The organism is Myceligenerans xiligouense, from assembly GCF_003814695.1.
Lineage (GTDB): Bacteria > Actinomycetota > Actinomycetes > Actinomycetales > Cellulomonadaceae > Myceligenerans > Myceligenerans xiligouense.
On sequence record NZ_RKQZ01000001.1, the window covers coordinates 2,987,754 to 3,012,500 of the forward strand.

18 protein-coding genes and 1 rRNA gene are annotated in these 24,747 nt (G+C 71.2%); 4 read left to right on the top strand and 15 right to left on the bottom strand.

Annotated elements, in window-relative coordinates; genetic code table 11:
- Positions 1 to 181 precede the first annotated feature (181 nt).
- From EDD34_RS12985 to EDD34_RS13020, 8 genes are all read right to left on the bottom strand, one after another.
- Positions 182 to 1,705: ribosomal RNA gene (locus tag EDD34_RS12985) — 16S ribosomal RNA — on the bottom strand.
- A gap of 672 nt (positions 1,706 to 2,377) precedes the next feature.
- Positions 2,378 to 4,201, bottom strand: a complete 1,824-nt coding sequence (gene glmS, locus EDD34_RS12990) for a glutamine--fructose-6-phosphate transaminase (isomerizing) (protein ID WP_123814950.1) — start codon at positions 4,199 to 4,201, stop codon at positions 2,378 to 2,380.
- Positions 4,202 to 4,275: 74 nt separating this feature from the next.
- Positions 4,276 to 4,539, bottom strand: coding sequence for a hypothetical protein (locus EDD34_RS12995; RefSeq protein ID WP_123814951.1), 264 nt, complete (start codon positions 4,537 to 4,539; stop codon positions 4,276 to 4,278).
- Between the two features lie 105 nt (positions 4,540 to 4,644).
- The gene (gene tyrS, locus EDD34_RS13000) at positions 4,645 to 5,904 is read right to left on the bottom strand and encodes a tyrosine--tRNA ligase (protein WP_123814952.1); all 1,260 of its coding nucleotides are present in this window, start codon (positions 5,902 to 5,904) and stop codon (positions 4,645 to 4,647) included.
- A gap of 148 nt (positions 5,905 to 6,052) precedes the next feature.
- On the bottom strand, positions 6,053 to 6,628 hold the full coding sequence (locus EDD34_RS13005; protein WP_123814953.1) for a hypothetical protein: 576 nt from the start codon (positions 6,626 to 6,628) through the stop codon (positions 6,053 to 6,055).
- Between the two features lie 170 nt (positions 6,629 to 6,798).
- The gene (locus tag EDD34_RS13010; RefSeq protein ID WP_123814954.1) at positions 6,799 to 10,119 is read right to left on the bottom strand and encodes an ALF repeat-containing protein; all 3,321 of its coding nucleotides are present in this window, start codon (positions 10,117 to 10,119) and stop codon (positions 6,799 to 6,801) included.
- Between the two features lie 248 nt (positions 10,120 to 10,367).
- Positions 10,368 to 12,563, bottom strand: coding sequence for a trypsin-like serine protease (locus EDD34_RS13015; protein WP_123814955.1), 2,196 nt, complete (start codon positions 12,561 to 12,563; stop codon positions 10,368 to 10,370).
- Positions 12,564 to 12,617: 54 nt separating this feature from the next.
- Complete coding sequence (locus EDD34_RS13020) at positions 12,618 to 13,109, bottom strand: hypothetical protein (protein ID WP_123814956.1); 492 nt, start codon at positions 13,107 to 13,109, stop codon at positions 12,618 to 12,620.
- A 255-nt stretch (positions 13,110 to 13,364) separates the two neighbouring features.
- Between EDD34_RS13020 and EDD34_RS13025 the strand changes: the two genes are divergently transcribed.
- On the top strand, positions 13,365 to 14,765 hold the full coding sequence (locus tag EDD34_RS13025; RefSeq protein WP_246012379.1) for an MFS transporter: 1,401 nt from the start codon (positions 13,365 to 13,367) through the stop codon (positions 14,763 to 14,765).
- Between the two features lie 9 nt (positions 14,766 to 14,774).
- Here the strand turns inward: EDD34_RS13025 and EDD34_RS13030 are convergent, their stop codons facing one another.
- On the bottom strand, positions 14,775 to 15,545 hold the full coding sequence (locus EDD34_RS13030) for a LysE/ArgO family amino acid transporter (RefSeq protein WP_123814957.1): 771 nt from the start codon (positions 15,543 to 15,545) through the stop codon (positions 14,775 to 14,777).
- Between the two features lie 92 nt (positions 15,546 to 15,637).
- Between EDD34_RS13030 and EDD34_RS13035 the strand changes: the two genes are divergently transcribed.
- From EDD34_RS13035 to EDD34_RS13045, 3 genes are all read left to right on the top strand, one after another.
- Positions 15,638 to 16,573 (top strand): LysR family transcriptional regulator ArgP, encoded by a 936-nt coding sequence (locus tag EDD34_RS13035; protein ID WP_123814958.1) that lies wholly within the window; start codon positions 15,638 to 15,640, stop codon positions 16,571 to 16,573.
- A 128-nt stretch (positions 16,574 to 16,701) separates the two neighbouring features.
- On the top strand, positions 16,702 to 17,205 hold the full coding sequence (locus EDD34_RS13040; protein WP_148089900.1) for a hypothetical protein: 504 nt from the start codon (positions 16,702 to 16,704) through the stop codon (positions 17,203 to 17,205).
- A 108-nt stretch (positions 17,206 to 17,313) separates the two neighbouring features.
- Entirely contained in the window at positions 17,314 to 18,822 is a 1,509-nt protein-coding gene (locus tag EDD34_RS13045; RefSeq protein ID WP_123814960.1) for a copper resistance CopC/CopD family protein, read from the top strand.
- Here EDD34_RS13045 and EDD34_RS13050 read toward each other — a convergent pair.
- The 6 genes from EDD34_RS13050 to EDD34_RS13075 form a co-directional block, all read right to left on the bottom strand.
- Positions 18,785 to 19,489 carry a DNA-3-methyladenine glycosylase gene (locus tag EDD34_RS13050; RefSeq protein WP_123814961.1) on the bottom strand — a complete coding sequence of 235 codons (705 nt, stop codon included), beginning with the start codon at positions 19,487 to 19,489 and terminating at the stop codon, positions 18,785 to 18,787. The two genes, EDD34_RS13045 and EDD34_RS13050, sit on opposite strands and share 38 nt — an antisense overlap.
- Positions 19,490 to 19,548: 59 nt before the next feature.
- Entirely contained in the window at positions 19,549 to 20,985 is a 1,437-nt protein-coding gene (locus EDD34_RS13055; protein ID WP_246012381.1) for a permease prefix domain 1-containing protein, read from the bottom strand.
- On the bottom strand, positions 20,982 to 21,371 hold the full coding sequence (locus EDD34_RS13060) for a PadR family transcriptional regulator (RefSeq protein ID WP_123814962.1): 390 nt from the start codon (positions 21,369 to 21,371) through the stop codon (positions 20,982 to 20,984). The genes EDD34_RS13055 and EDD34_RS13060 overlap by 4 nt, the downstream gene beginning before the upstream one ends.
- Positions 21,372 to 21,435: 64 nt before the next feature.
- Positions 21,436 to 22,002 (bottom strand): uridine kinase family protein, encoded by a 567-nt coding sequence (locus EDD34_RS13065; RefSeq protein WP_123814963.1) that lies wholly within the window; start codon positions 22,000 to 22,002, stop codon positions 21,436 to 21,438.
- Entirely contained in the window at positions 21,999 to 23,510 is a 1,512-nt protein-coding gene (gene argH / locus EDD34_RS13070) for an argininosuccinate lyase (protein WP_123814964.1), read from the bottom strand. Before argH ends, EDD34_RS13065 begins: the two co-directional genes overlap by 4 nt.
- Positions 23,507 to 24,724, bottom strand: a complete 1,218-nt coding sequence (locus tag EDD34_RS13075) for an argininosuccinate synthase (RefSeq protein WP_123814965.1) — start codon at positions 24,722 to 24,724, stop codon at positions 23,507 to 23,509. Before EDD34_RS13075 ends, argH begins: the two co-directional genes overlap by 4 nt.
- Positions 24,725 to 24,747: the final 23 nt, after the last annotated feature.

The following is a 24,747-nucleotide window of genomic DNA, read 5'->3' on the forward strand; positions in this document are numbered from 1 at the left end:
CAAGATGCCGGCGTACTAGCGAGACCCACCCGAACGGGAAGGTCCTTCGTCAATGTTCCACCCATGAGCAACCACCCACGACGCGTCCGGCCGTGGCATGGCCCGAACCCCCACAGGGGTCCTGGACCCTCACCCACCCACACGAAGTGCGAGCCGAGGGCAAGAGCCTTGCGCTCCTTAGAAAGGAGGTGATCCAGCCGCACCTTCCGGTACGGCTACCTTGTTACGACTTAGTCCCAATCGCCAGTCCCACCTTCGACCACTCCCTCCCCGAAGGGTTGAGCCGTGAGCTTCGGGTGTTACCAACTTTCGTGACTTGACGGGCGGTGTGTACAAGGCCCGGGAACGTATTCACCGCAGCGTTGCTGATCTGCGATTACTAGCGACTCCGACTTCACGGGGTCGAGTTGCAGACCCCGATCCGAACTGAGACCGGCTTTTAGGGATTCGCTCCACCTCACGATATCGCAACCCTCTGTACCGGCCATTGTAGCATGCGTGAAGCCCAAGACATAAGGGGCATGATGATTTGACGTCATCCCCACCTTCCTCCGAGTTGACCCCGGCAGTCTCCCATGAGTCCCCGGCATAACCCGCTGGCAACATAGGATAAGGGTTGCGCTCGTTGCGGGACTTAACCCAACATCTCACGACACGAGCTGACGACAACCATGCACCACCTGTACACCGACCTTGCGGAAACCACATCTCTGCAGCTGTCCGGTGCATGTCAAGCCTTGGTAAGGTTCTTCGCGTTGCATCGAATTAATCCGCATGCTCCGCCGCTTGTGCGGGCCCCCGTCAATTCCTTTGAGTTTTAGCCTTGCGGCCGTACTCCCCAGGCGGGGCACTTAATGCGTTAGCTACGGCACAGAACGAGTGGAACCCGCCCCACACCTAGTGCCCAACGTTTACGGCATGGACTACCAGGGTATCTAATCCTGTTCGCTCCCCATGCTTTCGCTCCTCAGCGTCAGTAACGGCCCAGAGACCTGCCTTCGCCATCGGTGTTCCTCCTGATATCTGCGCATTCCACCGCTACACCAGGAATTCCAGTCTCCCCTACCGCACTCCAGCCTGCCCGTACCCGATGCCAGCCCGAGGTTGAGCCTCGGGTTTTCACACCAGACGCGACAGACCGCCTACGAGCTCTTTACGCCCAATAATTCCGGACAACGCTTGCGCCCTACGTATTACCGCGGCTGCTGGCACGTAGTTAGCCGGCGCTTCTTCTACAAGTACCGTCACCCGAAAGCTTCTTCCTTGTCGAAAGAGGTTTACAACCCGAAGGCCGTCATCCCTCACGCGGCGTCGCTGCATCAGGCTTTCGCCCATTGTGCAATATTCCCCACTGCTGCCTCCCGTAGGAGTCTGGGCCGTGTCTCAGTCCCAGTGTGGCCGGTCGCCCTCTCAGGCCGGCTACCCGTCGACGCCTTGGTAGGCCATCACCCCACCAACAAGCTGATAGGCCGCGAGCCCATCCCCCACCAATAAATCTTTCCAACCCCCACCATGCGGCAGAGACTGAATATCCGGTATTAGACCCCGTTTCCAAGGCTTATCCCGAAGAGGGGGGCAGGTTACTCACGTGTTACTCACCCGTTCGCCACTAATCCACCCAGCAAGCTGGGCTTCATCGTTCGACTTGCATGTGTTAAGCACGCCGCCAGCGTTCGTCCTGAGCCAGGATCAAACTCTCCGTAAAAGATTTCACTCTTCACAGAGCTATACTGATACTGGCCAGACCAAGCTGAACTGCTCGATCCGATCCAAAACATCCCCCCACAACAAGGGGACAATAATTGGCATTGACTATCAAGCACACTGTTGAGTTCTCAAACAACCGACGCACACATCCGAACCAAACCTTCCGGCCTGACCCGCTCAGGGCGACTCGAAAAACTTACCAGATTCCCGACGCCTTTTCCAAATCACCCGGTCCGGGTCAATTTGTTCAGGCAGCCGCTCATTCCGGCGCCCATTTCAGGCATCACAGGAGACTATGCCCTGAGAGTTCTGAAGTGGGATGTGTTGTTCTCGGAACCGGCCGACGTCGCATCTTCCGCGCCATCGTCCGTGCCTTCCGGAGACAACTTCCACACCCTACCAGCCCAACCCGCCGCGTGCAACCGCCCTGTGCGGGCAGTACTCGTGGCTGCTGAATCAGTGGGCCCCACCAGTCTTCCGAGGCGCACAAGGCACCTGCTGAGTCTTGAGTGAGTTCCCGCCCCGGGACCGGCCAGCCCGCGTTCTCCGCGGTTCCTGTCCGTGCCTCCCTGTCGGGCGAACGACCTGAACATTACACACACGACGCCCCCGAGCACAACTTCGCCGTGATGTCCCGGCTCACGTCGTGCCCGCGCTCACGCCGTCGGCGTCACTCGACCGTCACGGACTTGGCGAGATTCCGGGGCCGGTCGACGTCGTGCCCGAGCGTCAGGGCCGCGTGGTACGCCACCAGCTGCAGCGGGATGGTCAGCAGCAGCGGGTCCAGCTCCTTCTCGTTGCGCGGCACGTCGATGCGCTCGGCCGTGAGTTCCCCCAGGTCCACGCCGTCGTGCGTGACCACGACGAGCGGGCCGCCACGGGCCGCGATCTCGTGCAGGGCCCCGATGTTGCGGTCGGCCAGCTCGTCGTCGGGCACGACGGCCACCGTCGGGACGGCGGGAGAGATCAGCGCGAGCGGGCCGTGCTTCAGCTCCGACATCTGGTACGCCTCCGCGTGCCGGTAGCTGATCTCCTTGAGCTTCTGCGCTCCCTCCCGTGCCACGGGGTACCCGCGCACCCGCCCCACGAAGAACATGCTCTCCGCCTGTGCCAGCGTCTTGGCGATGCCGGCCAGCCGCTCCTCGCCGGCCAGGGTCTCCTCGATCTGCGCCGGCAGCCGGAGCAGCCCCGCGACGAGCCGCTTGCCGTCCGCCACGGACAGGTCGCGCACGCGCCCGAGCTGGAGCGCCAGCAGCGCGAACCCGACGAACATCGTCGTCACGGCCTTCGTGGACGCCACCGCGGTCTCGGGCCCGGCGTGCAGGTAGATGCCGCCGTCGCACGCCCGCGCGATCGCGGAGCCGACCACGTTCACCAGACCGACCACGCGGCCACCCTTGCGGCGGATCTCCTCCACGGCGAGCAGGGTGTCCACGGTCTCCCCGGACTGGCTCACCGCGACGTACAGCGTGTCGGGGTCGATGACCGCGTCGCGGTACCGGAACTCACTGGCCGCCTCGGCGTCGGCGGGCACGCGCGCGAGCTCCTCGATCAGCTGCGCGCCCATCTGGCCGGCGTAGTACGCAGACCCGCAGCCGAGGATCTTGACCCGCTGCACCGCACGCAGTTCGCGGGCGTCCATCCCGAGCCCTCCGAGATGCGCGGTGCCGAAGCGCTCGTCGAGCCGCCCGCGCAGTGTGCGCTCCACGCTCGCCGGCTGCTCCAGCATCTCGGTGTACATCCGCGGCTCCGCGCCCGTGGCCCCGTGCTCGTAGGCACTGGGGTCGACGTCGACCTCGTGCGCCGCCGTCTCGGTGCGCGTCAGGTCCGCCCGGAAGGTCGTGAAGCCCGATGCGGTGATCGTCGCCAGCTCGCCGTCGTCCAGATGCGCGACCGTCGTCGTGTGCCGGACGAGCGCCGCCAGGTCCGAGGCGACGAACATCTCCTTCTCGCCCACGCCGACCAGCAGCGGGCTGCCGTTGCGCGCCACCACGACGCGGTCCGGGAAGTCCGCGTGCACGACGGCGAGGCCGTACGTCCCCTCGATCGCCGCCAGCGCCTCGACCACCTTGCCCTCGAGCGTCTCCGCCCCGGACCGTCCCACGAGGTGTGCGATCACCTCCGTGTCGGTGTCGCTGGCCAGCTCCACCCCGGCGTCCTCGAGGCGGCGGCGCAGGGTCGCCGCGTTGTCGAGGATCCCGTTGTGCACCACCGCGACCGTTCCGGCCGTGTCGGTGTGGGGGTGCGCGTTCACGTCCGACGCCGGTCCGTGGGTGGCCCAGCGCGTGTGCCCGATCCCGGTACGACCGGCGATGCGCTGGGGCATCGCCTCGACCAGGTCGTTGACGCGACCGGCCCGCTTGACGACCCGCACCTTGGAGCCGACGACGGCGACCCCGGCCGAGTCGTAGCCGCGATGCTCGAGACGTGCGAGCCCCTCGGTGAGCAGCGGCGCCGCCTGCTGCCCGCCGACGTATCCGACGATTCCACACATGTTCTGCTCCTCAGTCTCTGGGCCGGGCGGTCCGTCCTCAGCCTCCCGGACGCACCGCCGGCTCGCCCTCCGGCTCAGCCGTAGATCATCCGGCGGAGCTGGCGCTCGCTCAGCTCGGGCGCCGCCACGACGCGCTGCGAGAGCTCGTCCGCGACCCGCGCGAAGATCTCGGGGTTCTTCGCGCCGTAGGTCTTCAGTTCGGCGTGCCGGCGTCGGACGACGTCCTCCACCGGTTCCGCGTAGTACGCGACGACGTCGCCGATCACGCGCCGGGCCTCGGCGGGTGTCAGCCCGGTGGTCGCCACCAGGTGGCCGACGAGATCGGATGGCGGCTCCATGACGGAGACTCTGACACCTGACACGACGAACGCGCCAGTTCTTGCCCGGATTCGGGCAAGAACTGGCGCCTCACGCTGGAACTGGCGCTCGGGGAGCCTCCCTGATCACTCCGCCGCCGCGACCGCCAGCGTCTTCTTGCCGCGGCGCAGCACCGCGAACCTGCCGTGCAGGAGGTCCCCGGCCGCGAGCGCCTGGTCTTCGGCGGCCACCTTGACGTTGTTCACGTAGGCGCCGCCCTCCTTCACGGCCCGGCGTGCCTCGCCCTTGGAGGCGACGATCCCGGAACCCGCGAGCAGGTCGACGACGAGATCCCCGGCCTTGGCGGTCACTCGGGGTAGCTCGCTCACAGCACCCGCGAGGGTCCGCTCGTCGAGCCCCGTCAGTTCGCCGCGGCCGAACAGGGCCTGGCTGGCGGTGATGACGGCCTCGGTCGCGGCCGCGCCGTGCACCAGGGTGGTGACGTCGCTCGCGAGCGCCTTCTGCGCCTCGCGGGCGAACGGCCGCTCCGCGACCTCCTTCTCCAGGGCCTCGATGTCCTCGCGGCCGCGGAAGGTGAACACCTTGAGGTAGTTCACGACGTCGGCGTCGGCCTGGTTGAGCCAGAACTGGTAGAAGGCGTACGGGCTGGTCATCTCGGGGTCGAGCCAGACGGACCCGCCCTCGGACTTGCCGAACTTGGTGCCGTCCGCCTTGGTGATCAGCGGGGTCGTGAGGGCGTGCGCCGCGACGCCCTCCGCCTTGCGGATCAACTCGACGCCGGCCAGGAGGTTGCCCCACTGGTCGTTCCCGCCGAGTTGCAGCGTGATGCCGTGCCGCTCGTACAGCTCCCGGTAGTCCATACCCTGCAGCACCTGGTAGGAGAACTCGGTGTAGCTGATGCCCTCCTCGGAGTTGAGGCGGCGGGCCACGATCTCCTTGGACAGCATGGTGCCCATCCGGAAGTGCTTGCCGATGTCCCGCAGGAACTCGATCGCGCTCATGGGCGCCGTCCAGTCCAGGTTGTTCACCATGGTGGCGCGGTTCTCGCCGCCGAAGTCGAGGAACGGCTCGATCTGCGAGCGGATCCTGTCGACCCAGCCGGCGACGACGTCGGGCGAGTTGAGGGTGCGCTCACCGGAGTCGCGGGGGTCGCCGATGAGACCGGTCGCGCCACCGACGAGCAGGTACGGCTTGTGCCCGGCGTCCTGCAGGCGCCGCGCGGTGAGAATCTGCACGAGGTTGCCGATGTGCAGGCTCGGCGCGGTGGGATCGAAGCCCACGTAATAGGCGACCTGTCCCGTCGACAGCGCAGTTCGCAGCGCGGCCTCGTCGGTGGTCTGCGCCACCAGGCCTCGCCAGTGCAGCTCGTCGAGAACGTCGGTCACTTCTGCTCCTCGTGTTCGGGTGTCGGCGGCCCGTCCGGACCGCAGGGCGGTCCGCTCGGACCACAGGCCCCTAGTCTGCCCGACGTCGCCCGGAGGGCGTCATCCGGTCCGCCGCACGTCCGGTGGCGCTTGCGTGTCCGCGACCGGTTCACGGCGCCAGGTGGTCCGCCGGATCCTCACCGAGGTCCGCCAGGGCTCGCTCGACCGATCCGATGGTGTTGGTCACGCCGTAGTGCGGGACGAACGACACGCTCCTGACGCCGTCGGAGATCCGCAGGCCGAGCTGGCTGGTCTGTCCCATCTCGATCTGGCGGAGCTCGACCCGCGAGTCCGTGCGTCGCACGAACCAGCGTGGTTCCCGGTCGTCACGGATCCAGATCTCGGCGGTGTCGCCCACGAGGGCAACGGCGAGCGTGGTCGTCAGCCGACGCGCGATACCGCCGGTACCTGCCCCGGCCTCGACGGCCTCGGACCACAGATCACGGGACGAGTAGGCCGGGATGACGACGGCATCGGAACGGGCCTGACGTACCTGCGCGACGAGCCGATCCCGGCGGGCCGTGTACGGCGGGAGCACGAGCACCACGAGCAGTACGACGAACGCTACCGCCGTGACGGCGATGAGGGAGGCGTCGACCCGCCAATCGCCTCCGTGGATCGCCGAATGGCTCATCGACCTGCCGATCAACCCGAGTCCCGCGCCGACAAGGCTGATGACCGCCACGGCCCAGAGACCAAGTCGGTACCGTCGGACACTGAGCTTGGGCCTGTCTGCCTCGTCGCCACGTGCCACGTCGGCTCCACTTCCCTTCTGATACCTGGTCCGGCAGCGTCCTGCCGTCGCAGCGGCCGCGGCCCGCCGCCACCGCGATGGCAGAATGCAGCACGGCGTCCCTACGCGAAGAGTCCTGCGACGAAGCTGGCCGTGCCGGTCGCGGCCTCATGGATCGCCACACCGACCTTCTCCCCGATCGTGTTTCCCCCCGGGAACCGCTTCATGACGCTGTTGATCACGCGCCCCTGCCCGAAGAACAGGGCCGAGATCGCCGTCGTACCGAGCGCGGTGTGGAACTGCTTGCTGTTCCAGCCGTACCCGAACCCGGCTGTCACGGTGCTGGCTGCGCCCGCGGCCAACGAGATGGAGCCGATGAACGCCGCGGCTCCCCCCACGAACGGAACATACGGACCGGTGAACGGAGCCGCGACGGCTACCAGCGTGCCGATGCCTCCGATCCAGGTACTGCACTCGCCCAGCGCGGCGGACCAGTCCCGCGGATCCGAGAAGTCCTCGGGGATGAACCCGAAGAACCTCGTGTCGCCGGTCGTGTCCGGGTCGTCGTCGGCCGGTACCGTCCCGGCTTCTTCGTGCCGGCGGGCGTTCTCCGCCGCTTCCTGGGCCGCGGCGGCCTCCTCCTGCTGGGCGAGCCGGGTGGCTTCCGCACGTGCGCCGCTGGCGGCGGCCGCCGCCGCGGCGGCGTCCTGACCGGCCCGGGTCGCCGCGTCATGCGCGCTGGCAGCGGATGCCTGGGCCTGTGAGGCGAAGCGCACCGCTTCCCCGGCCGAGAGCAGTGCCTGCTTGGCGGAGAAGTTCGCCGACCTGCGCGCCTCTCGGGCGACCGCGGCTGCCTGCTCCGCGGTACGGGCCGACGCGGCGGCGTCGGCGGCGGACCGGTCGGCGGCGTCGGCGTTGTCCGCTGCCTCCGCGGCCGACCTGCCGGCGTCGGCCGCGTATCCCTGGGCGCGGTCCGCCCACTCGGCGGCTTCGGCCGCGGCGTCGCGGGCACGTGCCGCGGCTTCCGACGCCCGGGCCGCGTCCTCGAGCGCCTGCGACGCGGTCTTCGCGGCCTGGGCGATGGCGGCGCGGATGGAGCTGACGTGGGTGGCGTGGTCGTGATCGAGCTGTGCCGCGGTGTGCTGCCCCTTCTCGACGAACGCACGCCGCATGCTCGACGAGCCTTCCAGGACGATCTCCGCCGCGGCCCGGGAGTACGGACCGCCGGACTCGAGGATGCGGAGCACCTCGACCTCGTCGTCCTCCTTCACCGCCTCGGCGAGCTCCACCATGACGAAGCGGTGCAGCGCCTCCGCCGACCCGTCGTTCAGCGCGGCCTCGGCCGCGGCTCGGGCAGCGGGGCCGCGATCGTCGTCGGCCAGTACGCGGAACGCCTTGACCCGGTTGTCCTCGGCCGCCGCAAGCATGGCCCCACGTTCCAGGAATTCCCGGGGGGCATCGGAGTCGTCGCTCGCCAAGGCGTCGGCCGCGGCGAACGCGACGTCGGAGTTGGTCGCCTTGGCCACCAGGACCAGAGTTTCCCGGTCGTCCTGCTGCTGGGCGAGACGCCGGTCGGTGTCCAGCCAGTTGAGGACGTCCTCGTCGGCGCCTGCCAGGGCGAACTCCGCGGCCTCGCGGGTCCAGCTCCCCAGGGCGGTCAGGAGCTTGGCGGCCGCCTGTCGACCCGTCGCGATGCCCCGATCGGTATCGCCCTCGGCCAGGGCTGCCTCCGCGGCGGCGATCAGGTCTCGGATCTCGTCAGACATGAGTGCGGCTTGCGTCTGCACCGTTGTCGCACGCTGCGCCTGTTCCGCCTCTGTCTCCGCCTCGCCGCGGGCCCGTTCGACCCCGTCCCGCGTGTCCTCGGCGAGTTGCTCCTCCTCCGCGACCCGTGCCGCGGCCTCGACCTCCTGCGCCTCGACGACGGCGTCGTAGGCGAGACCGGCTGCCTCGACCGCCGCTTCGGCGGCGGCCGTGGACCGATTGGCGAAGTCGATCGCCTCACCCGCGTGCTCGGCCGCCTCCTCTGCCGCGTCCGCTGCGTTCTCCGCGTGGTCGGCCGCACTGTTGGCCGCGTTGCGTGCCACCCGGGCGGCCGAGGCCGCCCTGCCCGCGAGTGTTCGGGCGGTCCCTGCCGCCCGTGTCGCCCGCGCGGCCGCGACGCCCGCCTCCTCCGCGGCCTGCCGCGCGGCGGCGGCCTCGGACTGGGCCGCACCGGAAGCGGCGGCGGCATCGGCAGAGGCCTGGGCTGCCTGGGCGGCATGGGTCGCCGCGCCGGCGGCTGCCGAACTGGCCGCGACAGCCTGGTTGGACGCGGTCTCCGCGTGCCCGGCAGCGGTCGCCGCAGAACGAGCACGAGCTGCCGCGTTCCGTGCGCCTTCCGCCGCGGCACGTGCTGCCGAGGCGGCAGACGCGTCGCTTGACGCGGCAATCGACGCACGATAGGCACGGTTGGCCGCACGCCCCGCCGCCGCCGCCGCGGAAGCTGCCGCCTGCGCGGCCTTGGCCGCACGTTGCGAGGCCGTCTGTGCCGTGTTCGACGCCGACACAGCGGTCGCCGCCGCCTGGCCCGCGCCCTTGGCGGCCCGAGCGGCCTTGTTCGCGGCCCGGGCCGACCGCTCGACATCGTCCTGAGCCGCCTCGGCCTCGGCCTTCGCGGTCAGTGCCGCTTCCTTGGCCTTCTCGGCCGCGGCGACGGCCTTGTCCGACAGGTCGACGGCCTGCTCGGTCTTCAGCGCCGCACGCCGGCCCTCCTTCTCGACGATCTCGACCAGCTGGTCGATCGTCGCGTTCTCCTCGTCACGAGCCCGGGCGATGTACTGGCCCGACACCAGGAACTGGCGGATCGCCTCCGGGGAGCCGTCGTCCAGCGCCCGCTGGGCATAGACCTGCACCTGCGGCGACGCCGTCGCGAGGATGGACAGGACCTCGAGCCGCTCGTCCTCCGCCAGGGCCGTGAACTGGCCTTCCTCCAGGAATGTCCGCATCGCCTCGGTGGTTCCCGTGGCCAGTGCCTCGGCGGCCTCGCGGCGGACCGCGCTACCACTGTTGTTCTGGAGAGTGAGCACGTCCACCCGGAGGTCTTCCCGCACCGGAGTCTCGTACCCGTCCTGCAGGAAGGCGCTCACGGCATTTCCACCGTTCCCCAGCGCGGTACCGATCGAGTCACGTACCGCACGCCCTGCGAACGGAAGGGAGCTGAAGAGGGCGAACCTGTTGTCCTCCGCCACCGCCACGGCCAGTCCGCCGGTCAGGAAGCCGGAGACGTCGGCCGCGGTACCGGCCAAAGCCGCGGCAGCCGCCGCACGAACCGTCTTGCCACCGGTCTTGAACGCCCAGACCGCCTGGCCGCGCTCGGTGTCCGGCAGGCCGGTGCCTTCCCCGCCGTCGGCGGCGAACGCGGGACGGGACGCGACCGGCAGGCAGGAGGGCAGCGACCCCACGGCAACGACTCCCGCGAAAACTGTCAGGGCCTGTCGCCTGCTCAGCGTCAGCGGTGATTTCCTCGGATTCTCGGGCACGACAACTCCCTGATCGATGAGACGTCAAAGGCGGAGGCCACCGAAGCGGTCCGTGGTGCGGAACGTTGCGACGTACGAGTGCCTGGCGGCGTCGCTCGACGCCGACGGGGGTGGTGCGGCACGGCGGCGTGCCGCACCACCTGGGCGTCAGGGCCGGATACCCCGAGCGGTCAGCCGATCGCGGACCCGAAGGACACGCCGGCCGCGGGGAGCCCGCCCGTACCGGGCTGGTAGCTCGTGACCGGGAGGTCGGCGCCGACGGCCAGATTGGCCCACGGAAGCGCGTGCACCGCCCCGTACGCGCTGGGACCGTTGGGCATCCCGAGGTACAGGTGGTCACCGGTGGCGGTCAGGACGTTCCCCAGGCGCTCATCGGCTCCAGGTGTCCCCGGAAGGCCGTAGCTGCCGGCCTGGATCCACCGGTCGCGATCACCGGGGGCACCCCACAGGGAGAACACCTGAACCGCGCCGGTGTCGGGCTGCGACTCCAGGTCCTCGTCCGGGACGCCGACCGCCAGGAGCATGGTCGCCGGCGTCCCGACCTCCCGGGGTGCCGTGTTGGCCACGACGACCTCCGCCCCGAAGTGGTCGTCGGTCTCGACCCCGCCGGCCACACCCGGCTTCTGCTGCCCGATGTCCCCGATCTGGCTCCACGTTCCCCCGGCGGTGACGTGGAAGGTCAGGACGCGGCCCGCCCCGAGGCGCTCGATCTCGGTGCCCTCCTTGTACAGCGACTCCCCGGGTGAGCCGACGGCCAGGATCGAGTCCGTCGCGGCCGCCGCGCCCTCCGGGCGGTACTCGACGACGTCGACCGCCGCACCGAACGCGTCGTCCGTCTCGACGGCACCGTTGACCCCTGGGGTGTCCTCATGGAACGCGGCCACCTGGGTGGGGCGGCCGTCACTGCGCAGGTCGTGGCTCAGGACGTGCACCAGACCGGCGTCCGCCGCGCTGCCGATCGCCTCGTTCGGCGTCCCGATCACGATGAAGTTCGAGTCCCCGGCAACGGCGGTACCGAACCGGTCGCCTTCCTCGACCCCGCCGCTGATGCCCTCGATGTCCTGGTGGACCGCCTTGGAGGGCCGATCGCCCTGGATATAGATGGTGGAGCCCCCGTCGACCTCGCCTCGCAGATCCTCGCCCGGGATACCGATCAGAAGCCACGGGGTACCGTCACCGGTGTGGCCTGCCGCGAGGGAGTGTCCCATGACGTCGCCGTCCTCCTCGGCGGAGGCCAGGAGGGATCCGTCACCGTGGCCCTGCCGGTAGGTGACGTCCGCCGGACCGTGCGTCAGACCGTCGCGGTCACCGTGGATGACCTCGACCCACCCGGTGTCGGACGCCCCGGAGAGATGCTCGTACGGGGTCCCGACGACCAGGTCGGTGCACCCGTCCAGGTTGCGGTCGTAGGTGGCGAGGGAGTACCCGAACCGGTCGTTCGGCTCCGATCCGCCGGCCACTCCGGGGGAGTCCTGGGAGATCTCGACGCTCCCCTGTCCTCCGCCGTAGATGACCCGTACCAGGCCCGCTCGGGCGTCCCCGCCGACGGTCGCGTCCGGATCGGCGATGGCGACATCCGCGATCCCGTCGCAGTTGAAGTCGGTGATCTCCGGTGCCCCGGCCGTATCGGCCACCCAGTCACCCAGGTCGTCCACGCGGGTGTCGACCGCTCCGGTCCGGGTCTCGGCCTCGTCGATGCCGAAGCAACCGCCCTGCCAGGAACGACTGTTCACGGCGACCAGCTCGACCGCGGATCCGGACCCACGCACGGCGGGTCCGCCGGTGTCGCCGGCACAGACGGCCGCGCCGTCCTGACCGGTGAGCGCCACCTCGTCGGCGGTGACGGAGTCGACGGCGAACGTGCCCGCATGCAGGTGCAGCGGTGCCCATTCGTCCGCCGTCCGCCCGTATCCCGGGAGGGTGAGCTGTTCGCCCGGTGCCGGGGCCGACGTCGCCAGCGCGACCGGGCTGACGCTGCTGACCGGCCGCGCGAGCCGGCCCAGTACCAGGTCCCGGCTCTCGTGCGGGACCAGCTCGACGATCTCGCGTTCCTCACCGCCGGTGGTCGTCAGATCGGTGCGGCCGATCGTGGCGGTCGTCGCGAGCGCCGGCTGACCCGTCGGGACCTCCAGGCCGAGCTCCGGGTCGTCGGCGAAACAGCTCGCCGCCGTCAGGACCCAGTCCGGGTCGACGAGCGACGCGCCGCAGGCTCGCTGTCCGCTGCCGATGTCCAGTCGAGCGGTGAAGGCGTGCGCGGTGTCCTCGGCGCCGACGACGGCGGCAGCGGGCGGAACGGTCACCATGGGCAGCAGCAACCCTGCCACCGCCACCGCTCCGACCGGGACGACCTTGCGGAATCTGTTCATCATGGTTCCTTTGCGCGAGTCAGGGGGCGAGTACCGGCGGACCACGACGAACGCCTACCGCGTCACGCGGATCTCGAGAAGGACGTGTTCCCGGCCGTCCACGGCCTCACCGACGCCCTCCCAGGTCTCCGCCGGGATGTCGTACTCGACCTGGTCGCCCTCGGCGGTCATCTCGAGGTGGGTGTTGTCGGCGTCGTTGGTCCGCACCCCGTACACCGAATCGAGTTCCAGGCTCAGGAAGCCCTCGGTACCGGTGGTCCTGAAGCACACGTCCTCCCGGCTGCGGGCGAGCAGTCTCAGGAGGTTCTCCTCGCTCCCGCACTCCGCCAGGACGATGTGGCCGTCGCCCCGCTGCAGCAGGAAACCCTGCTCCGCGAGGATCTCCTCGGCCCCCGGATAGTCGAACGTCTCCACCGCGAACGGCGGCACGTCGTCGGCGACGGACTCGCCCCGCGCCGCGTCCGCCATCGCGGAACCCCCGAGAAAGATGCCGACGGTGACGGCGGCGATCGCGGCTCCGGCGACAGCTCTGGACAGAAATCTCATGGGCACCTCTGAATAGACGATACGGACATGTCGGGACACTCCGACACTTGGCCCATTGAGGCATCGCACAGAGAGCTGCGTCAACAATTTGACGAACGATTCGGCCTGAGATGAATCGGGACAACAACGGATGAAATCCTGTCTCATCTCATTTTCGTGCCGGGTCTGCGCCGATGGGTGATGATGGGGTCGACAACCGCTGGGCCGCCGCACCGATGAGATTTCGCGCGCGGCGTCGTCGGACAGGACATGAGCGTGAACCTGAGCGATACCGCGGCACCGGGGCCGGCTGCCGGAGCGTCGGCGGAGCCGGCGATGCCGGGCTGGAAGAGGAACGTCGCGCTTTTCCTGGTCGGGCAGACCATCTCCCTGCTCGGCTCCATGATCGTGATGTTCGCGGTCATGTGGCACCTGACGATCGAGACGCGGTCCGGGTCGGTGCTCATGCTGAGCATCGTGTTCGGCATGCTGCCGCAGGCTTTCGTCTCGATCTTCGGCGGGGTGTGGGCCGACCGGCACCACCGCAAGTTCCTCATCATGGGTTCGGACACGGTGATCGCCCTGGCGACACTCGGGCTGGCCCTGCTGATGGCCTCCGGTGTCGACTCCCTGTGGGTGATCTACGCGGCGCTGGCCGTGCGGTCGGTCTTCGCGGGGATCCAGACGCCGGCCGTGAGCGCGATGATCCCGCAGATCACACCGCCCGACCAGCTCATGCGGGTGAACGGCATGTTCCAGTCGGTGCAGTCGGGGATGATGCTCGTCGCCCCTGCCGCGGCCGCCGCGGTCTACGCGAACTTCGACATCGTCACGGTGTTCTTCCTCGACGTCGTCACCGCGCTGCTGGGCGTGGGGATGCTGGCGCTGGTGGCCGTGCCGCGGCTGGTTCGGCCGTCCGGTGACGAGACCGTGAGCTACTTCGGCGACCTGATCGCCGGAGTCCGGTACATCGGGGCGCACTCACCGATCCGCTGGCTCATGATCCTGTTCGCGCTCACGATGTTCCTGGTCGGCGCCCCGAGCTACCTCACGCCGCTGATGGTGACCCGCACGTTCGGCGACGAGGTGTGGAAGCTGACCGCCAACGAGCTGTTCTGGGGGTCCGGCATGCTGCTGGGCGGGCTGGTGATGGCCGTGGTCGGGCCGCGGATCAAGCGCCGGGTGCGGCTTCTCGTCGGGTCGGTGCTCGCCACGGGGGTGCTGGTCTTCGGCCTGGGGATCTCCACCAACATGTGGGTGTTCTTCGTGATCGGCCTGGCGATCGGCGTCATGTTCGCCGCGCAGAGCACGCCGTCGATGACCATCATCCAGGAGCGTGTGGAGCCGGAGATGCAGGGGCGCGTGTTCGGGTTCGTGGGGATCGTCATGACCGTCGCGATGCCGCTGTCCATGGTGGTGTTCGGCCCGCTGGCCGACCGGTTCTCCGTGGAGTCGCTGCTGATCGTGGCCGGGCTGCTGCTGTTCGCGGTGGTCGGGGCGATCCTCGCCGTCCCCGCCGCACGCCGGTCGCTCGCGCGGATCGACGTCGCGCCGGACGACGCGGCCCAGGGAACCGGCGGCGGGGACGACGCGGACGCGCCCGGCGGGACGGCCGCTCCCGGTCCGGCCACGGACCGGGAGGACGCTCCCGGTCCGGTACGCCCGTCCGCGGGCTGACCCGATTCCTCACCCGCCGAGGAGCAGGCCGGCCGCCACCGTCACCATGATCACGGCGATCACGCCGTCGAGCACCCGCCAGGCGCCGGGTCGCGCGAGCACGCCGGACAGGCGGGCCGCGCCGAACCCGATCGCGGCGAACCAGGCCCAGCTCGCGGCCACCGCGCCGACGGCGAACCACCAGCGCAGGTCGCCGTAGGTGGAGCCGATGCCGCCCATCAGGACCAGGGTGTCGAGGTAGACGTGAGGGTTCAGCCAGGTCAGCGCGAGCGCCGTACCGGCCACCGCGATCCGGCGGCCGGCCGGCGCCCGCAACGCGACGCCGGTCGCGCCTCCGGCCGGGGACGTGGACGCGGGCGGTGTCCCCGCCGGGTCGTCACGACGGTCCGGCACGACAGGGACGCCGAGCGCGCCGGAGGCCGGGGGCGAGTCCGGCTGTGGACCCGCGGCCGTGCGCGCACCGGCGTCCGCGGCGTCGGGCACCGGGAGCGCCCCGGACCCGCGCACGGCGCGGACGGCCGCCAGCACGCCGTAGCCGAGCACGACGGCGGCGCCGAGCCAGCGCATGAGCTCCACCAGCCACGGAACGGCCTGGATCGCGCTACCCATGCCGCCCACCCCGGCCGTGATCAGCACGGTGTCCGACGCCGCGCACAGCAGCACCACCAGTCCGACGTGGTCGCGCAGTGCGCCCTGGCGCAGCACGTACGCGTTCTGCGGGCCGACGGCGATGATGAGCGAGAACCCGAATCCGAGTCCGGCGAGCAGGGCTGCGGTCATGCCGTCCAGGAGAACCCGGCGCCCTGATGAAGTCCAGCGAATGTTTCTGCAGATGGTGAAGTACAGCTTCATCTAGGCCTAGGATCGGGGTCATGCGCTGGGACTCCGCACAGCTCGAGGCCTTGTCGGCCGTCGTCGGCGAGGGCTCGTTCGAGGGAGCCGCACGGGTGCTGCACGTGACACCCTCGGCGGTGAGCCAGCGCATCCGCGCGCTGGAGAACGCCGCCGGCGGGGTCCTCGTCCGGCGCACGCGGCCGGTGACGCCGACCGTGCCGGGCCAGACCCTCCTGCGCCTCGCCCGGCAGACGGACCTGCTCGCGGCGGAGGCGGCGGCCGAGCTGCACGCGTCCGGGCTCGGGCCCGGACCGGACGAGGTCGACGGCTCCCGCACGGGGCCGCGACCCGTGAGCGTCCCCATCGCCGTCAACGCCGACTCCCTCGCGACGTGGGCGCTGCCCGCGCTGGCCCGCGTGCCGGGCGTCGTCCTGGACATCCACCGCGAGGACCAGGAGCGCACGGTCGAGCTGCTCCCGCAGGGCATCGTCATGGCGGCGATCACCGCCCAGGCGGAACCCGTGCAGGGCTGCACGTCACGGCCGCTCGGCGTGATGCCCTACCGCGCGATGGCCACGCCGGCCGTGGTGGAACGCTGGTTCCCCGGCGGTGTGACGGCCGAGGCGCTGTCACGCGCCCCGATGCTCGTGTTCGACCGGCACGACGACCTCCAGGACCAGTGGCTGCGCGAGTTCGCCGCCCGGACGGGCTCGTCCCTGCCGACGCCTCCGAGGACCTACGTCCCCAGCACGCCCGAGTACCTGGAGGCGATCCGGCTCGGTATGGGCTGGGGCATGGTGCAGGATCTGCGCACGGGGCCGGTGCTCTCCGGCGACGACGTCGTGCCCCTGGATCCGGCGGCACCGTCGGTGGACGTGCGGCTGTACCTGCAGCAGTGGCGCCTGCGCTCGTCGACGCTCGACGCGGTCGCCGACGCACTGCTGGGGGAGGCGCGGCGGCAGCTCGTGCGGTAGGGCGCCCGGGTCGGGGCGGCGAGGCGGCGGTCGTCGTCCGGGGAGGAGGACACGCTTCGACGGGACGACGGGACGACGGGCCGGCGCCAGGAACTCGCACCGTCGTGCGGCGCGTACGATGTCAGCCGATGAGTCCGGCCCCCCTGACACGTCCGCGTGCCGCGCGGTGGTGCCCGCCTACGGTGGCGGTGTCCGCCGCGGTCCTGGTGACTCTGCTCGTGCTGATGTTCGCGGGCCATCAGATGTCGGCCTCGGACGGCCACCACGCCGCGGGGTGCGCGCACGCTCCCGGGGCCGGGCCGCTGGGCGCCGCCGGCTCGTTCGACGAGGTCTCGCCGGGAGCGGGGGCGGTGCCCACGACGGCGCTGGGCGCCCCCGGGCAGGCGGTGCTGCCGGGCGTCGTCGCGGGCGACGGCCACGCCGCGCCGGGCGACTGCTCCGGGTACTGCGGCGCCCTGCTGATCTGCACGATTCTCCTCGTCGCCGTGATCGTCGCCGCGGGCCTGGTCCGACGACGACCCTCCGCCGCACGGCCGGCCCGCACCCCCCGGGCGGGGATCTCCCTCCCGGTCGCGTTCCGCGGCCTCGCGCCCGCGCCCGACCTGGTCGCCCTCGGGATCAGCCGGACGTAGGCGACTCGCCCGGCCACGCGACCCCGATCCTCGTGCGGCCCCAGCCCGACCGGCGCGTGCGCCGCCACCGGACGCGCGCCTCCGACGTACCCCCCGAGAGGCACCCCCATGACAACCCGTATCGATGCTCGGCGAGGATCCGGCCTCGCCGGCGGATCATGGACGACCCATGCCGTCCCGGCCGGCCGTTCCCGGCGGGCCGGGCCGGGCGTCCTGGTCCGTGGCGCCGCCGCGCTCGCGCTGACGATGCTCGCGCTGGTGCTCGGCGCGGCGCCCGCCACCGCGCACACCAAGCTCGACTCCGCCGCCCCGGCCGACGGCACCACCCACGACGGCGCGCCGGCGGCGATCACCCTGACGTACACCCTGCCGGTGACCCCGCTGGGCGACACGGTGGTCGTCACCGGGCCCGACGGCACGGTGCCCGTCGAGGTCACGCAGCAGCAGGACGGCGTGGTGGTCGTCGCCACACCGGCGCGGAAGCTGACGAACGGCGACTACACCGTGGACTGGACCGTCGCCGCACAGGACGGGCATCCGCTGCAGGGCACCGTGCGGTTCTCCGTGACCGGGGCGCCCCCGGACGCGGCGGCGGGCGGAGGCGCCACCGGCGCACCGGCGGACCCGGGGCCGACGGCGGACGCGGGGGGCGGCGCGGAGGGCGGGATGCCGCACGAAGGCTCCGCCGGGGAGGACGCGGGCCCGGTCGGCTCCGCCACCTCGACGATTGCCGCGCTCCTCGCCCGGCTCGGCAACGCGGCCGCGCTCTGGGGTCTCCTCCTCGCCGCGGGAGGGCTCGTCTTCGCCGGTGCCGTGCTGCGCGGAACCGACCGGGTGGACATCCCGGCCGCCCTCGCCGCCGTGCGGTGGACGGGCGCGCTGATCCTCGCCGGCCTCGCGGTCCGGCTCGCGGCCCGGACCGTGATCGTCGCGCAGGGCGACCTCGCCGCCGTCCTCTCCCCCGGCGCCTACGGCGACGCGCTCGCCGGGCCGACGCGCTGGGTCTTCCTCCTGCAGGCCGCCGGGGCGCTCGCGATCGTCGCGGGAACGTATCGCAGCGTCGCCGGGTCCTGGCTCGCGATCGCGGGAACCCTGCTCGCCGGGGCCGGGCACGTCCTGGACGGGCACAGCATCACGGGCGCGGTTCCGTGGCTGGTCGTCGCGACGGACGTCGCCCACCTCGCCGCGGCCGCCGCCTGGGTCGGAGGGATGGTCATGACCGGCCTGGTGCTGCGCCGTCGCCGTAGGGAAGGCCGTACGCTCGACGCCGGGCTGCTGGGCGCGCGGTTCTCCGTCGTGGCGGGGGTGTCCGTCCTCGTGCTCGGGTTCGCCGGGGTCGTGCTCGCCGTGTCCGTCCTGGAGCGGCCCGCCGAGCTCTGGGAGACCGAATGGGGCCTGTTCCTCCTGGCCAAGGTGGCCGTCGTCGGGCTCGTGGGGCTGGTCGGCGCCTACAGCCACTTCCGCCTCGTGCCGTACATGGAACGGCCGGGGCGGACCGCGCGGTCGGCCTTGCGGTCCGTGAGCCAGATGGAGCGCACGGCCCGGTTCGAGACCGCGCTGCTGGCGGTCGTCGTGCTGCTCACCGCCTGGCTGGTGGCCGCGTCGATCCACGGGTGAGCGCGCCCGCGCGGCGGCGCGGGACCGCCGCACGGTAGTCGCTGACCGTGGGCTCGCCGTCGAGCCAGAAACGCCAGGGGAACAGGTCCGCACGGCCGCCGTCGCCCGACACGCCCACGCGGGGGCCGGTTCTGACACCGCCCGGTCCCCGGCCGCCCGGAGCGGGGACCCCGTCCGGCGAGAGCGACCCGACAGGACGCGGCTCCAGCGTGAGCCGGCCCTCCCGGCCCGCGACGTCCGCGCCGTCGTCGGACCGGTCGATCCCGAGCGCGACGGTCAGCCGGGCCGGGCCGCGCGCGAGGTCCCGGTCGGCCCGGACCACGCCGGCCGCGACGCGGCGCGCACGGGCGAGCTCGACGCCGTCGACCACCTCGGCGGCGCGCAGCAGGACGCCGGAGGCCGCGCCCTCCGGCCCGCACACGATGTTGGCGCAGTGGTGCAGGCCCAGGTGCCGGTACACGTACAGGTGTCCGCCCGCGCCGAACATCGTCGCGTTGCGGGCGGTGCGGCCGCGGTAGGCGTGCGAGCCGGGGTCGGCGGCGCCGTCGTACGCCTCGACCTCGGTGAGCCGGACCGTGACCGCGCCGCCCGCACCGCGGACGGTCAGGTGCGCCCCCAGCAGGTCGCGGGCGACGAGGAGGACGGGACGGTCGAAGAACTCACGCACACCGAGATTCTCTCGTGCCGTGAGCGCGGCGACGGCGGGGAAGCGTCGTCCGGGGCAGGTCAGGCGAAACCGAACAGGGGCGGAAAGGCCACCGTGACGACCAGTGCCCAGGCGCCGTAGACCGGCAGGTATCTGGTCTGCCAGCGCTCCGTGGCCAGGTGAGTCCTGGTCCCGCGCACGAACCCGAGCGTGAGCCGGCCCGCCCAGGCGAGGTGGACCAGCAGGATGAGGTTCAGGCCCAGGGCCGCCACCTTGTTCGCCGTGAACCCGAACTCCGCGATGCGCACCAGCATGGCCGTCAGGGCGACGGCGTCGACCGCGAGCGCCGCGCCGACGAGCACGAGCTGGAGCCAGTCGAAGATCCCGGGCGGGGCGAGGGGGTCGCGGGCGGAGATCGAGTACAGCAGCAGGAACAGCACGAGCAGCAGCACGGCGTCCATGAGGATGAGCAGTTCGCGGTCGACGGAGCCGAACGGCCCGCCGGCCAGGAGCGCCACGAACATGGCGAGGAGCATGAGGATCGCGAGTGGCGTGAACACGCGGGCGAGGACGGGGGCGATGTTCTCCACGACGCTCTTCTTGGCCTCGACGAGCCAGGCGGCGACCAGGAGGGCGCCGGGGAGGGCGAACGGCAGGAGCCAGTCCTCGAGGAACGGTTCGAAGGGGACGCCGACCAGGCTGAGCACGCCGGCGGTCAGGCCGACGAGGAGCATGCCGCCGAGCTGGATGAGGGCGAGGTAGACCAGGAGTTCGCCGGTGAAGCGGACGTAGTCCATACGGCGGGCGTCGGACCGCCAGGATCCGGCGGCGTAGACGACGCCGACGAGCAGCCACAGCACGATGGGGGCGTGCAGGCCGGCGAGGACGACGGTCATGCCGGGTTCGGGGTACGGGTCGGCCGGGTCGCCGAGGTCGAACGGGTAGAGGTTGACGACCAGTGCCAGCGCGGCGGCCGCGCCCACGAGCACGGATGCCGTCGGGAGCGGGAGGGTCCGCTTCCAGGCGAAGTACCCGGCGAGGAACGGCAGCACGAGGAACGGCCCGTTGAGGAGCAGGGTCGTCTCGTCGGTGACGGTCGCCAGCAGGATCTTGAGGGCGATGCCGGCGCCGGTCGCCAGCGCGAGCAGCACGCCGAGGTCGCGGAATCTGCGGAGCCCGTGCGGGGCGCCGTCGTCGGCTCCCGCGTCGGGGAAGAGCACGAGCTGCTTCCAGAGCCGGTCCGAGTGCTCGCGGGCGAACTCGCGGGAGACGTCGTCGAGGTTGCCCATGCGCTTGACCGCGACGAGGAACGCCTCGTCGTCGTCGAGGCCGCCCGCGTTCAGGTCCGCGACCTGTTCGCGCAGGTGGTCCTCCATCTCCTCGACGTCCGGCGCGGCGATGGCGCGGCGGCGGCGCATGAAGCCGCGCCACTGGTCGATCTGGGCCTCGAGGCCCGCGTGCCGGCCGGTCTGGCCGGTCTGGTCGGTCTGGTCGGTCTGGCCGGTGCCGTTGGTCATGCCCACCCCTCCGCTGTCTGGGGGCCGGTGAGGCCGGGGGTGCCGGCGACGCCGTCGGACAGGTCCTGCCAGACCTGCTTGAGGGCGTCGGCGACGACGCCCCACTGTTCCTGGCGTTCGGCGAGGGCGTCGCACCCGGCCGGCGTGATGGTGTAGTGCTTGCGGCGGCGGCCGTTGTCGGCGGTCCCCCAGGAGGACTCGATGAGGCCCTGCCGTTCGAGGCGGTGGAGCAGGGGGTAGAGCATGCCGTCCGTCCACTGCATGCGGCCGCCGGACAGTTCGGTGACGCGTTTGAGGATGGCATACCCGTAGGACTCGCCGTCGGCGAGGATGCCGAGGACGAGCGGGGTCGCCGACGCGGCGACCAGGTCCTTGTCGATGTGCACTCAGATTCTCCGATGCCTAGGACTGCTAGGGATGTGAACCCTAGCAGAGCAAGGCATTGTTGATCTAGGTGTCGGTGAGGAGGCCGCCGAAGCCGTCCAGGCGGACGTCGGCGCGCTCGCGGGTGTGCTCGCGGGCGAAGTGCTCGGCCTCGTCCGTCATCCAGCGGATCCAGTGGTCGCGGGCCGCCTCGCCGTCCCGGGCGAGACCGCGGCGGAGGCGCTCGTCGTCGTCGGCCTCCACCCAGATGCGCAGGACACCGCCGGGGAAGGCGTCGACCTGACGGGCGGCCGAACCGCAGCCCTCGACGATCACGTGGACCGACGGCGGGACCTCGTGCCACTCCGCCCAGCCCGCGCTCTCCCAGTCGTAGCGGCGGTACCGGGCGCGCCGCCCCGTGGCCAGCGGCTCCAGGACCCACCGGCGGAGGTTCTCCGCGCCGCCTCCGGGGCCGGGCTCCCAGCCCTCGTAGAGGTCGTCCATGTGCACCACGGGCGCTTCGAGGGCGTCCGCGAGCTGCGCCCCGAGCGTCGTCTTCCCGGAGCCGGCCGGCCCGTCGACGCACACCAGGCGCGCGTCGGCGGACCGGACCCGGTCCAGGAGTCCCCCCAGGACCTCGGGCGTGACGGTCATTCGTCGTCCGGGAGCTGCTCCGGGGCCGGGAAGTCATCCAGGGGCTGGGCCCAGAGACGGTACTCGGTGGAGCGTTCCTTGGCCTGTTCGAGCTGTTCGGTGACGCGGGCCGGGGCGGTGCCGCCGACGGCGTCACGGGAGGCGAGGGAGCCCTCGACCGTGAGCACGGTGCGGACCTCGGGGGTGAGGTGCTCCGAGATGCGGGCCAGGTCGTCGTCCGTCAGGTCCCACAGCTCGATGCCCCGCTGCTCGCACTCACGCACGCACGCACCGGCGACCTCGTGCGCGACGCGGAAGGGGACCCCCTGCCGCACGAGCCACTCGGCGATGTCGGTGGCGAGCGCGAACCCCTGCGGGGCGAGCTCGGCCATCCGGCCGGTGTGGAAGGTGAGCGTGGAGATCATGCCGGTGAAGGCCGGCAGCAGCACGGTGAGGGTCTCGACCTGGTCGAAGACGGGCTCCTTGTCCTCCTGCAGGTCGCGGTTGTACGCGAGCGGGAGGCCCTTGAGCGTGGCCAGCAGGCCGGTCAGGTCGCCGAGCACACGGCCCGCCTTGCCCCGGGCGAGCTCGGCGATGTCCGGGTTCTTCTTCTGCGGCATGATGCTCGACCCGGTGGACCACGCGTCGTCGAGGGTGACGAACCCGAACTCCTTCGTGTTCCAGAGGATGACCTCCTCCGACAGCCGGGACAGGTCGACCGCGATCATGGCGGCCACGAACGCGAACTCGGCGACGACGTCGCGCGCGGCGGTCCCGTCGATCGAGTTCTCCACGGGGCCGTCGAAGCCCAGGTCCTCGGCCACCGCCGCCGGGTCGAGCCCGAGCGAGGAACCCGCGAGCGCCCCGGACCCGTACGGGGAGCGGGCGGCGCGCACGTCCCAGTCGATGATCCGGTCGACGTCGCGCAGCAGCGGCCAGGCATGGGCGAGCAGGTGGTGGGCGAGCAGCACGGGCTGGGCGTGCTGCAGGTGGGTGCGGCCCGGCATGGGCGCGGCGCCGGCCGCCACGGACTGCTCGATGAGCGCGTCGACGAGGTCGAGCACCTGGGTGGCGACGACGCGGGCGTGGTCGCGCAGGTACATGCGCACCTGGGTGGCGATCTGGTCGTTCCGGGACCGCCCGGCGCGCAGCTTGCCGCCCAGCTCGTCACCGGCGCGCTCGATCAGGCCGCGTTCGAGGGCCGTGTGGACGTCCTCGTCGCCGAGGACGGGGAGGAAGGCGCCGGACTCGACGTCGGCCAGCAGGACGTCGAGGGCGTCGTTCATGCCGGTCAGCTCGTCGTCGGACAGGAGCCCGGCGGCGTGCAGGACCCGGGCGTGGGCCCGGGAGCCGGCGATGTCGTAGCCGGCGAGCTTCCAGTCGAAGTGGGTCGACTGCGACAGGGCGGCGAGTTCCGGGGCGGGTCCGCCGGCGAACCGGCCGCCCCACAGGGCGACCGGCCGGCCGGAGGCGGCGGCCGCCGCGGCGCCGGGCGGGTGGGAGCCGGGCGGGAGGACGGCGTCGCTCATCCGAGGTCCACCCCGTTGCCGAACTTCTCGTCGCGGGCCGCGGCCTGCTTGGCGGCGAGGCCGTAGATCTCGATGAAGCCCTTGGCGTGCGACTGGTCGAACGTGTCGCCCTCGTCGTAGGTGGCGAGGCCGAAGTCGTACAGCGACGAGTCGGACCGGCGGCCGGTCACGGTGGCGCGGCCGCCGTGCAGCACCATGCGGATGTCGCCGGACACGTACTTCTGGGTGTCGAGGATGAACGCGTCGAGGGAGTTCTTCAGAGGGCTGAACCACATGCCGTCGTACACGAGCTCGGTCCAGCGCTGCTCGACCTGCCGCTTGAAGCGCATCTGCTCGCGCTCGACGGTGACGTTCTCGAGCTCCTGGTGGGCGGCGATGAGCGCCATGGCGCCCGGGGCCTCGTAGATCTCGCGGGACTTGATGCCCACCAGGCGGTCCTCGACGATGTCGATGCGGCCGACGCCGTGGGCACCGGCGCGGCGGTTCATCTCCTGGATCGCCTGGAGCGGGGTGACGGCGACGCCGTCGATCGCGACGGGGATGCCCTGCTCGAACGTGATGGTGACCTCGTCCGCGACGGGCGGGAAGGTCGGGTCGTCCGTGTAGGAGTAGACGTCCTTGGTGGGCTCGTTCCAGATGTCCTCGAGGAAGCCGGTCTCGACGGCGCGGCCCCACACGTTCTGGTCGATGGAGAACGGGTTGTTCTTCGTGGTGGCGATCGGCAGGTCGTGCTTCTCGGCGTACTCGATGGCCTTCTCGCGGGTGAGGGCGAGGTCGCGCACGGGAGCGATCGTCTTCAGGTCCGGGGCGAGCGAGGTGGTGGCGACCTCGAAACGCACCTGGTCGTTGCCCTTGCCGGTGCAGCCGTGAGCCACGGTGGTGGCGCCGAACTTGCGGGCGGCGCGGGCGAGGTGCTTGACGATCAGGGGGCGGGAGATCGCGGACACCAGCGGGTACTTGTCCAGGTAGAGCCCGTTGGCCTGGAGGGCCGGCATGCAGTACTCGTCGGCGAACTCCTCGCGCGCGTCGGCGACGTACGCCTCGACGGCGCCGCAGTCCAGCGCGCGCTTGCGGATGACGTTGAGGTCCTCGCCACCCTGGCCGACGTCGACGGCCATGGCGACGACCTCGGCCCCGGTGGCCTCGCCGATCCAGCCGATGGCGACGGAGGTGTCCAGGCCGCCCGAGTAGGCGAGCACGACGCGTTCGGTCATTGGTTCTTCTCTTCCGTGGTTCG